Annotated in this window: 12 protein-coding genes and 2 pseudogenes; 2 read left to right on the top strand and 12 right to left on the bottom strand. The window is 55.3% G+C overall.

Annotated features, from left to right (window positions below; all coding sequences use genetic code 11):
* The 5 genes and pseudogenes from BG52_RS15810 to BG52_RS01205 form a co-directional block, all read right to left on the bottom strand.
* A pseudogene (locus BG52_RS15810) lies at positions 1–261 on the bottom strand (reverse transcriptase domain-containing protein); the annotation flags it as partial.
* 416 nt (positions 262–677) lie between these two features.
* Positions 678–1163: a hypothetical protein gene (locus BG52_RS01190; RefSeq protein ID WP_036579475.1), complete on the bottom strand. Its 486-nt coding sequence runs from the start codon at positions 1161–1163 to the stop codon at positions 678–680.
* A 177-nt stretch (positions 1164–1340) separates the two neighbouring features.
* Complete coding sequence (locus BG52_RS01195; RefSeq protein WP_036579479.1) at positions 1341–2273, bottom strand: manganese-dependent inorganic pyrophosphatase; 933 nt, start codon at positions 2271–2273, stop codon at positions 1341–1343.
* 99 nt (positions 2274–2372) lie between these two features.
* Positions 2373–3368, bottom strand: a complete 996-nt coding sequence (gene bioB / locus BG52_RS01200; protein WP_036579702.1) for a biotin synthase BioB — start codon at positions 3366–3368, stop codon at positions 2373–2375.
* 324 nt (positions 3369–3692) lie between these two features.
* Complete coding sequence (locus BG52_RS01205; protein ID WP_036579482.1) at positions 3693–4712, bottom strand: Gfo/Idh/MocA family protein; 1020 nt, start codon at positions 4710–4712, stop codon at positions 3693–3695.
* A 207-nt stretch (positions 4713–4919) separates the two neighbouring features.
* Here BG52_RS01205 and BG52_RS16720 point away from each other — a divergent pair.
* Positions 4920–5039 (top strand): annotated as a pseudogene (locus BG52_RS16720) (diacylglycerol kinase family protein); the annotation flags it as partial.
* Between the two features lie 27 nt (positions 5040–5066).
* Here the strand turns inward: BG52_RS16720 and infC are convergent.
* From infC to BG52_RS01230, 5 genes are all read right to left on the bottom strand, one after another.
* A complete protein-coding gene (infC, locus tag BG52_RS01210; RefSeq protein WP_036579705.1) occupies positions 5067–5546 on the bottom strand; it encodes a translation initiation factor IF-3 in 480 nt (159 codons plus the stop codon).
* An 8-nt stretch (positions 5547–5554) separates the two neighbouring features.
* Positions 5555–5929, bottom strand: coding sequence for an NUDIX hydrolase (locus BG52_RS01215; RefSeq protein ID WP_081793469.1), 375 nt, complete (start codon positions 5927–5929; stop codon positions 5555–5557).
* Between the two features lie 46 nt (positions 5930–5975).
* Positions 5976–6674: a PIG-L deacetylase family protein gene (locus BG52_RS01220; protein WP_036579484.1), complete on the bottom strand. Its 699-nt coding sequence runs from the start codon at positions 6672–6674 to the stop codon at positions 5976–5978.
* A gap of 107 nt (positions 6675–6781) precedes the next feature.
* Positions 6782–7354: a DNA-3-methyladenine glycosylase gene (locus tag BG52_RS01225; RefSeq protein ID WP_036579486.1), complete on the bottom strand. Its 573-nt coding sequence runs from the start codon at positions 7352–7354 to the stop codon at positions 6782–6784.
* An 11-nt stretch (positions 7355–7365) separates the two neighbouring features.
* Positions 7366–8148 (bottom strand): alpha/beta hydrolase, encoded by a 783-nt coding sequence (locus tag BG52_RS01230; RefSeq protein ID WP_036579489.1) that lies wholly within the window; start codon positions 8146–8148, stop codon positions 7366–7368.
* A gap of 84 nt (positions 8149–8232) precedes the next feature.
* On the opposite strand from BG52_RS01230, the gene BG52_RS15815 reads away from it, so the two are divergent.
* Entirely contained in the window at positions 8233–8397 is a 165-nt protein-coding gene (locus BG52_RS15815) for a hypothetical protein (protein ID WP_190287430.1), read from the top strand.
* Between the two features lie 12 nt (positions 8398–8409).
* On the opposite strand, the gene BG52_RS01235 is transcribed toward BG52_RS15815, so the two are convergent.
* Together BG52_RS01235 and BG52_RS15050 are read right to left on the bottom strand one after the other, a co-directional pair.
* Entirely contained in the window at positions 8410–9381 is a 972-nt protein-coding gene (locus tag BG52_RS01235) for an aldo/keto reductase (protein WP_036666670.1), read from the bottom strand.
* Positions 9382–9564: 183 nt separating this feature from the next.
* A partial coding sequence (locus BG52_RS15050) for a pirin-like C-terminal cupin domain-containing protein (protein ID WP_317628070.1) occupies positions 9565–9659 on the bottom strand: 95 nt, incomplete at its 5' end.

Here is a 9659-nt window from a genome sequence, read left to right on the forward strand (position 1 = left end):
CGCCCGATCAGCATCCTTCTTTGTTTTGCAGATGACCACTAGATCATCCGCGTAACGGGTTAGTTCCCCAACTGTACCGCCATGCCGTTCCCATAGGAGATCGAAGTAATTCAGGTAGATGTTCGCCAGCAGCGGTGAAATGACCCCACCTTGCGGCGTTCCTAAATCTAAGCGTCTGATGTTTCCTTCTTCCATGACTCCCGCACCTAACCACTTCTTCATCACTTCACCTTCTGGGCTTATAGAGCGTCTCTTTACGGTTTCGAAAAAAAACTCCGTGCAGGGGAGGGTCTCCCCAGTTCACTGCATCCTCTTTCATGCCATGCCGATCCCTCTACGCCGGAGGATTCTTCGCTGTCGTTCCAAGTTCTGAACAGCTTCCATGGCCTTCGTCCAAGTGCGCGAGACTCGGCTTCCTCTCTTCCCTCTTGCGAGGCCTTTTTGACGACGCGGCAGGATTCACTTTATGTTACGGCCTAACATGTTGCTCGCCCTGTCTCTGACAGGTGCTTTTGTCGATACGCTTCTGCGCACAGATTTCGCCATACGCAGGTATCCTAGCTACACAGGGGCTTGGCCCCTCCTGTGACCGGACTTTCACCGGCTAGAAGATGCGTGCCTCTGGGCACGCCGCCACAGCAAAAAACCGCCCTAAAGGCGGCATTTCAAATGTGCGGTTATGAAATCTTCGCCTCCACGCCTTTCAGCCTATAGCTGTAAACGATCGGGATATTATTCCACTCAAGCGATTGGCTCATCACAAGGACGAATGCCGGCTCGCGGTTGGTGGGAATAGTCCAAGCCGTACGATCGTCAAAAAGCGCCTTGCGGAGCTTGTAGGATCCGAATAGGGCTTTGCCCTGGCTTGCGTTCCGGGTATCGATCCGAAAGATCAAGCGTATCTGACCAGTTACACGATACCGATCGTTGAATTCCGAAAAAATCTCGGCATCCGTCCAGTCCAGAGAAAGTACCTTATCAACGGTAAAAGTCAGTTTCTCTCCCTTGTCGTTGACCAACTGGGTCCGATTCAGACGAATGGTGCTCTCGTTCAGACGAAACGTCGCCAATTGGATGGCTTCTTTCCGACAACGGCCACTTACGAGATATGAAACCGCCGCGGTAAAGGTGGCGTAAAGATAGGGGTCTTGGTGCTCCGTCATGTTTTGGATCGGCTCCTTTTTCTTTATATGCGATTGACGCTACAAAGGTTATTGTAAAGGAAGGCAGCCGAGATGTTTGTCAGATGATGACCTCTATTTATAAGAAGTTATGTCGAAAGAATTTAAAAGACAGCCTCCCTGTGAAGTCGGCTGTCTTTTATTATTGACGAGGAATCATTAACGTTTGTTGAAAATATCGGTGAGTACGGGCACGATCTGCGATTTGCGCGACACAACGCCCTTGAGTAAAGCTTTATTATCAGCCAGCGTCACGGAATAGGCTTGCTCCACGGCGCCCGCTTCGCGTCCGAGAGCGACGGCGATGGAGTCGTTGTTCAAAATATCGGTGACCACGAAGACGAACAGATCGAGGTTTTTCTGGTTGATGATGTTCGTTAGCGCATCCTCGAGCTCGGCCTGGCGAGACAGGACGTCGTTCGTGTCAACGGCGTTCACCTGGGCGATTTCAACCTTGGCATTGCCCATCGAGAACTCTTTTGAGTCGAGCGAAATGAGATCGGCAACCGATTTGGTGCTCAGGTCCGCGCCGGCTTTCAGCATATCGAGGCCGTATGTGTCCGCATTGACGCCGGCGATCTCGGCCAATTCGCGAGCAGCCGCCACATCCTCTTCCGTGCAGGTCGGCGATTTAAACAGCAGCGAATCGGAAATGATCGCGGATAACATGAGACCGGCAACATCCTTACGGATCTCGACGCCGTTCTCCTTGTAAAGCTTCTTTAGGATCGTGGCTGTGCAGCCGACAGGCTCGGCGCGGTAGTAGAGCGGTCCGCTCGTCTCGAAATTCGCGATCCGGTGATGGTCGATAACCTCATTCACCGTTACATGGTCGATATCGTTCGCGCTTTGCTGACGTTCGTTATGATCGACTAAAATGACGTTTTTCGCTTCCGTTGCCACGTTCTCGACAAGCCGGGGAGCTTCCGTTTTGAACGTGTTGAGCGCGAATTGGGTTTCTTCACCCACAGCGCCGAGGCGGACAGCTTCCGCATTCAAGCCAAGGCTTTTCTTAAGCTCGGCGTAAGCGATGGCGGAGCAGATGGAATCCGTGTCGGGATTTTTATGACCGAAAATCAATACTTTTTCCATTCTATTTCTCCTCGTATAATCGTTATTTGGCGAGAAGAGTATACCGCAAATTCGCAGGGACAATCAAGAAGAACGGTGAAAAACGAGCGATCCCCCGCATTAAAGCGCACATACCTCGACCTCGAAGCCGAGATCCTCGATCATCTGATGATCGGCGGATACCTCCTGCCCTTCCGTCGTCAAATAATCGCCCACGAACAAGGAGTTCACCGCATACAAAGCCAACGGCTGAAGCGTGCGCAGATTGACTTCACGACCTCCCGCCGCGCGGATTTCCTTGGTTGGGCAAATGAACCGGAATAAGGCCAGCACTTTGAGTGCCTTAATGGCCTTCGTTCGTCCGGCCCCCTCAAGCGGCGTGCCCGGAATGGCGTTAAGAAAATTGACGGGTATCGAATCTGCATCCAGCTCACGAAGCGCGTAAGCCATTTCGACGATTTCGCGATCGGTTTCGCCCATCCCGATTATGACGCCCGAGCAGGGAGACATCCCGTGCAGCTTCGCTTTTTCCACCGTTTCGATCCGTTGATCGTATGTATGCGTAGTCGTAATTGAAGGATAATTGGCCCGGCTCGTGTTCAGGTTATGGTTATAGCGGTGGACGCCGGCCTCCGCGAGCCTTTGCGCCTGTCCGTCCTTCAAAATGCCGAGACATGCGCAAATTTTAAGCGGCATCGTATCGCGTATTTCCTTGACGGCTTCGACGACCTGTTCGAGCTCCTTCTCCGTAGGCCCTTTGCCGGCCGCCACGATGCAATACGTTCCTGCGCGGCGCGCCAAAGCTTCCCGGGCGCCGGCAAGAAGCGTTTCCTTGTCGAGCATCGTGTATTTCGGAACGGGCGCCGTCGATACGACCGACTGCGAGCAATAACCGCAATCCTCCGGACACAGTCCGCTTTTGGCATTAATGATCATGTTTAACTTCACTTTCCTGCCGTAATAATGGCGGCGCACTTTAAAAGCGGCCTGCATCAGCGGCAGCAGCTCATCGTCAGGCGCGCCCAGCACGGTCAATCCCTGTTCGATCGTCGGCGCAATGCCGGAAAGCGATTGCTCGGCGATGAGCTGCCAATCTGCATACGTCGGTAAAGTCATCATTCTTATTCCTCCCCGGTTTTTTAGTTAACCAATATCCAATCTATAAGTTAACAATTGTGCAATCGTATTCTAGCAAAAGAGGCTACCGGATGTAAAGCTGCTCGTTCGAAGCGACGCGACCCGCAATTCCCGCAGCAAAGCACTATGGCACCCCAACCGAAGCCTCGGCAAAGTTAACATGAAAAGACTGAATAATTTTAGGCAGACCACCTGTCATTTGATGTGTCCATACCTAAGACGAAAAGCCAGAAACCCCTATACACAAAGGATTTCCGGCTTCCATCTTTTTGTCGATTTGCAGTCAATTCGACTGCCGTTTTCTTAGATTTGAACGATTTTGCCCGTCTCCTGCGATTCAAACGCCGCCAGGATGACCTTCAACGATTTGAGCCCTTCTTCACCGGAAATGACCGGCGGTTGACCCGCAACGATGGCGTCGATGAATGCGTCGATGACGCCACTGGTCGTCTGGCTCTCGTTCGTCGCGATCGCACCAACCTTATACTTCTCCACGTTCCCGTTGCGCAGCTCGACGATCACCTGGTCCTCGGGGTCCGTGCCAATTTTCATGACGCCGTTCTCGCACCACAGCACCGTGCTGTTGTCCTCGCCTTTGTAGTACGTCCAGCTGGCGACCAGCGTGCCGATCGCGCCGCTTTTCATACGGAGCACGCATGTCGCGTTATCGTCCACCTCGGTCCCCTGCTTGTCGATCGTTCCAATGAAAGCGGCGATTTCCGACACTTCGTCGTCGAGCAGGTAACGGAGCAAATCCGATTTATGTACGCCAAGGTCGCCCATTGCACCCATGATCGCTTCTTCCTTGTTAAAAAACCAGCTGTTGCGGCCGTCAACGCTCCAAGCCTCCGGTCCGGGATGGCCAAACGACGTGCGGAACGAAATCACTTTGCCGAGCGCGCCGGATTGGAGCAGTTCCTTTGCCTTTACATGCGGCGGCATTAAACGCTGGTTTTGCCCGACCATCAGAAAAACGGCGTTGGCCTTAGCCGATTCGATCATTGCCAGTGCTTCTTCCTCGGTGGATGCCATCGGCTTCTCGACAAGAACGTGGGCGCCTGATTCGGCCGCCGCAATCGTCGCAGGCGCATGGAGCACATTCGGCAGGCAGACGCTGACTGCATCCGGCTTTTCTTTCTCCAGCATTTCCTTATAATCCGTATACGCTTTGGCGCGATATTGGTCGGCATACTGTTGCGACCGCTCGGGAACGATGTCGCAGAACGCGACGAGCTCGACGTTCGGATTCATGGCATATTCCGGAATGTGCCGGTGTTTGGAAATCGATCCGCAGCCGATTACGGCCACTCTAATCTTCGACATGTTCATTCTCCTTTGATCCGCTTATCACTGACATGCCCCTCTATTCTAATCTTCTCCAAACGCTTTTGCATAGAGGCGATTTTGCCGATTCATTCCGCGCAATTGGCCTGCTCACGAACAGTGCCCGCTCGGCAGGAAAATCCATGTAACGGCACGAATCATTCATGCAGCGAACAATGGCGGTAGGCGTACCACCCTGCCCGACCGCTGCGTTTATCGTTCATTCCCGCCGGCTCGGGCAACGATTTTGCCAGAGGGCATGGCATCCCCCTGTCCTTGCCGGATGATTTGGACCATGTGCTTGCCGCCGTTGCCTCCGGCGGCATTCGGCGCATCGACGGCGCTGTAAATTGGTCAAGATCCGACCGGTTCGAGCTGGACAGCCGCCTGCTTGCCGCTCAGCTGAATGCCGGTCTTGGCCCGCCCGAACGGCTTCAGGTCGCGTATCAGCGACTCCAGCAGCGTTTGTGCGGCGGCTCCTTCCTTGCCCTGGATTCGAACGACGAACAGCACCTCGTCGCCGCTGCTCAACACCCGCTCCGCCTGCTGCCGCTTCGTATCATAATCATGGTCTTCAATGCGCGGCGTAAGCCGAAGCTCCTTCACCTTGGACGGCTGCTCTTTTTTGCGCGCCTGCTGCGCTTCCTGCACGGCGGCTGCGGCGCCGATCAGCCTGCAGGGCGGTGGACTGCTCATCAACGAGGTGCAGACCAGATCCACCTTAAGTTTTCTTGCCATTTCCAACGCCTCGCGGGTAGGGACGACACCCAGGTCCTCGCCGTTCAACCCCGCAAGACGGACTTCCAACGCTTTAATCCGTTCGTTGCGAATCATTCCCGCCACTAACGCCCACCTCTTCTCCTGCTTTGTATGCAGCCGTTATACCCGGAATAAGCCATATCCGTTAAGCGGCACGATCGGCTGCTCGTCGACAGACAATCCTTCCCCGCCTCCTCCAGCACCTCGCGGCGAATCGTCTCGCGAATCGATTCCAGCTGTTCGATATAACCGCCGGGATTTGTCCATAAGCCCTTACCCGGCTCCTGCGCCCTTCTGACAAGCAGCACCTTGCCGTCCCGGATTACCAGCGCACCGACGCCGATGCTATAATTGCCCCAATGTACGAAGCCGCACGCGGTGCATGCCAACCGTTCCGTATCGTCAATCAACCGGCGTGCCATCGGCTGACCGCATTCCATACAATATTTTGCCGCCATTTCGGACCTCCTTCAGTTGAATTGTATGGCGGTTCGTTTCTAACACTTAAGCGAAAATGCCGAAAAGCGCGGTATCGCCCGTTTCCGGCCAGTCCTGTCCGTTCATCCACCGCAGCGCAAACGATTCGTACCTCCTGTTGTCGGGACATTCATGCAGGTCGCCGAAATATCGCTTAATCGCCTCGATTTGCGAACTATGGGCCTGCAGCGCAGCTCTTTTAACTTCCCACAGCGGCAGGACGTCAACGCTCAAAACCGTACGGACGCCGCCGGCCGCGAGCGTATCGGAAAAGACGACAAACAATTTCTCCACGGACGGACAGCGCCCGCCGGTTACCGCCGTCGTCACGGCATCGGAGATCGCCCTATGATCGGGGTGGAAGTTGCCGCCGTCCTCCGGAAACGTAAATACCGTATCGAGCCAGTGCCGGTTGATGAAAGCGGCGACACCGCTTACGAATGCTTCCCGCTCGGCCTCCTTCAGCTTACCATCCGGATATCCGAGATATTCGACCCCCGCGAGCCCGAGAATCTTGGCGGCTTCCGCCATTTCCCGCTCCCGCAGTTCCCCCAGCTCGCGGCGGTTCAGCGCACGGTAATCTCCGTTATTCTGGCCGGCATCCCCCCGGGTGGCCAGCAGCAGCACAGGCTCCCTGCCCCTGTCGGCCAAGCTGCGGATAAGCGCCGCGCTCAGAAACGATTCGTCGTCGGGATGGGCGTAAACAAAACCGGTTCGTGCGTCCATTTCAAGGCCTCCTGTCTTCTATACAGATGATTTCATTAATCGAGATGGCGGCGCGCCGCATACCGAAGTATACGGCTTAGTCAAAACAAACCTTGGTTAGCATGAGGCTAATCAAGGTTTTTTATTTGCTTATTCGCTCCTGTGAAACGCCACGGGAGGTCGAGCCCTGCCTTTATGCCGATTCGGCCGCTCGTCGCACAGACATAACGGCTCTCCGACGGCTCGACGGTGATGGCATCGTTGCTTGGAGCGAACAGATCGAACCCGTTATGGGACAGATCGATGCCCAGCGCCTTGGCCAGCTTGCCTGGACCGTCCATCAATCGGCCGTCTGCAACGCCCGGTCGATTCGAACGAATAACCTCCATCCCCCGCTCCGCCACTGCAGCCCGGATCAGAACCGCGCCCGGTTCGCCCGGTGGATGAGCGACGATATTCAGACAATGATGCAGGCCATAAATCAAATAAACATACAAGTGCCCCGGCGTTCCGAACATCAGCGTGTTGCGTGGCGTGGGGCCACGGTGCGCATGGCTGGCGGGATCGTCCGCTCCGCGATAAGCCTCCGTCTCGGTAATGCGCACGCGGATTATACCCTGACCGGTTCGCCGGACAAGCTTGCAGCCGATCAACTGCTCCGCGACACGCACGGGATTGCGCGCGAAAAAGTTTCTGTCCATATGCGGGACCTCTATCTGCGAAGCGGAAGCCACTCGAGCACCCGCCGGATATGGTCGTCCCAGTAGCCCCACTCATGCTCGCCTTTATCGTAGACGGCCGTCAGATCGTAGCTCGTCCGGCGGCAGGCTTCCGTGAAAGCCAAATTGTCCTCATACAGAAAATCTTCCGTACCACAGCACTGATAAAGCTTCGGCTTCGGTTTATTCGACGCTTCTCCCTGCTCGAGCAGCCACATCAGATCGTTCTCCGTGCCGGCTATATCCTCCTTGCCGTAAATGAAGCCGAACAGATCGGTCCCTCCTTCGATCTTCGGGCTGCGGATATGATTCGCCATATCGAGCGCACCCGACAGGCTTGCCGCCGCCGCGAATTGCTCCGGCCGGCGCAGCGCCCATTTGAAAGCGCCGTAGCCGCCCATTGACAAGCCCGCCACGAAATTATCATCCCGTCTATCCGATAACGGAAAAAACGAACGGGCCAGCGCCGGGAGCTCTTCCGACAGAAACGTCCAATAACGCTCCCCGTATTTCATATCGGTATAAAAGCTGCGGTGCACCTGGGGCATGACGACCGCCAGCCCGTAAGACGCGGCATAACGCTCAATTGACGTCCGGCGCAGCCAGATGGAATCGTCGTCGCTGAGTCCGTGCAGCAGGTAGAGAGTAGGATGCTTGCCGCCGCCCGCATGGTTATCCAGACCGATCTGCGTACGGGTCGCCTGCGGCAAAATGACCGTCATGGTTGTGCTTAATCCCAGCACTTCGGAGTAAAAATGACATTGCAGCAAAGCCATTCGAAAGTCGCCTCCCGATTAATGATAAGTATAGAATAGGCTTAAGAGCTCAATCATTCAACTAACCGTTTAGGGGGCCGAGTCATGAATCTGATTACGCTGTCCGCAGCGATCTGCGCGGACAAGGCGTCGGACGGGAGCGCCATGCTGCTGCGTTTCCGGGACGGCGACGAATCGCTGCCGCTCAATGAAGAACGCCTGTTCCGGCACATTAACGCGTTCCATGCAAAGGCCTACCGCAAAGGGTAGGCCGGCAATCCTTCAATCGCGGTAGAAATCGCGTAGCCAGCGATGTGGCTTTACCTTCGCCGCCTTGTCGGCTGGTAAGCCTTTTCCGTCGCCAACCTGCATGTTGCGTTCCACATTGCGCACCGAACGCATTCCCGGAATGACCGTGGACACCGCCGGATGGCTAAGCACATAACGCAATGCGGCTTCAGGCATATCCTCGATGCCGATCTCGAGATCCGAGGCGATCTTCTGCACCCGCTCGTACACTTCCTTCTTGCGGTCGCCGCGGAAGTAGTTGTTGCGGAAATCGCCCTCGTCGAACGTCGTTTCCGGTGTAATCCGTCCGGTCAAACCGCCCTCGTCCAGCGCTACGCGCACAATAACGCCGACATTATGCTTCAGACAAGCCGGCAGCAGCTCGTCTTCGGGGCTTTGCTCGAACATATTGTAGATGACCTGCACCGTGTCGACGAGCCCCGTTTTGATCAGCTCGATCGCGTTGTTCGGCTGATAATCATTGATGGAAACGCCGAAATAACGGATTTTGCCCTGCTCCTTCAGCTTGCGCACGCCTTCCAGCCAATCGCCCTTGCCCACCCATTCATCCGACCACACATGAAATTGCTGCACGTCGATCGTATCGAGTCCCAGGTTGCGCAGGCTTTGCTCCGTACTGGCGATCACATGCTCAGCCGGGAACGTCTCCTCGGCCGGCACACCCGCGCGCGCGGGCCATTGATAGTTTTTCGGCGGAATTTTGGTTGCGACATGGATCTTGCCGCCGTGATCGCGGACGACTTGTCCGACGAGCTTCTCGCTATGGCCGTCCCCGTAACCGATCGCGGTGTCGATGAAATTCAGGCCAAGCTCGATCGAGCGGTTAAGCGCGCGCAGCGACTCCTCATCGGAGGCTCCGATCCATGCGGTTTTGCCGATTCCCCAAGCGCCGTAACCGACCTCCGACACCTTGAGACCGGTCTTGCCAAGCGTACGATAATTCATCAATATCCCTCCACTAATTTAGAACTGATCTTTCCGCTCCATTATAAGGGAGATTAAAGCTAAAGATAAGAACTGAAACGAGAGTCAGTTAGTAAACTAAAGGGAACTAACGCAAATGCGGATGCCCGTAAAATAAATAGAAAGACCGGCCCAGGGCCGGTCTCTGCCATCCATAGCTTGCTTTTATACGAATTTGCCGTCCCGGTAATCCTGATACGCCTGCCGGATCTGCTCCTCAGTATTCATGACGAACGGCCCGCGGGCCGCGATCGGCTCCC

It is taken from the genome of Paenibacillus darwinianus, assembly GCF_000598065.1.
Lineage (GTDB): Bacteria > Bacillota > Bacilli > Paenibacillales > Paenibacillaceae > Paenibacillus_I > Paenibacillus_I darwinianus.

Bases quoted from the DNA above. Each gene is read 5' to 3' on its own strand.
- BG52_RS01190 (WP_036579475.1), bottom strand. From the start codon at position 1,163: ATGACGGAGCACCAAGACCCCTATCTTTACGCCACCTTTACCGCGGCG.
- BG52_RS01195 (WP_036579479.1), bottom strand. From the start codon at position 2,273: ATGGAAAAAGTATTGATTTTCGGTCATAAAAATCCCGACACGGATTCC.
- bioB (WP_036579702.1), bottom strand. From the start codon at position 3,368: ATGACTTTACCGACGTATGCAGATTGGCAGCTCATCGCCGAGCAATCG.
- BG52_RS01205 (WP_036579482.1), bottom strand. From the start codon at position 4,712: ATGTCGAAGATTAGAGTGGCCGTAATCGGCTGCGGATCGATTTCCAAA.
- infC (WP_036579705.1), bottom strand. From the start codon at position 5,546: ATGATTCGCAACGAACGGATTAAAGCGTTGGAAGTCCGTCTTGCGGGG.
- BG52_RS01215 (WP_081793469.1), bottom strand. From the start codon at position 5,929: ATGGCGGCAAAATATTGTATGGAATGCGGTCAGCCGATGGCACGCCGG.
- BG52_RS01220 (WP_036579484.1), bottom strand. From the start codon at position 6,674: ATGGACGCACGAACCGGTTTTGTTTACGCCCATCCCGACGACGAATCG.
- BG52_RS01225 (WP_036579486.1), bottom strand. From the start codon at position 7,354: ATGGACAGAAACTTTTTCGCGCGCAATCCCGTGCGTGTCGCGGAGCAG.
- BG52_RS01230 (WP_036579489.1), bottom strand. From the start codon at position 8,148: ATGGCTTTGCTGCAATGTCATTTTTACTCCGAAGTGCTGGGATTAAGC.
- BG52_RS15815 (WP_190287430.1), top strand. From the start codon at position 8,233: ATGAATCTGATTACGCTGTCCGCAGCGATCTGCGCGGACAAGGCGTCG.
- BG52_RS01235 (WP_036666670.1), bottom strand. From the start codon at position 9,381: ATGAATTATCGTACGCTTGGCAAGACCGGTCTCAAGGTGTCGGAGGTC.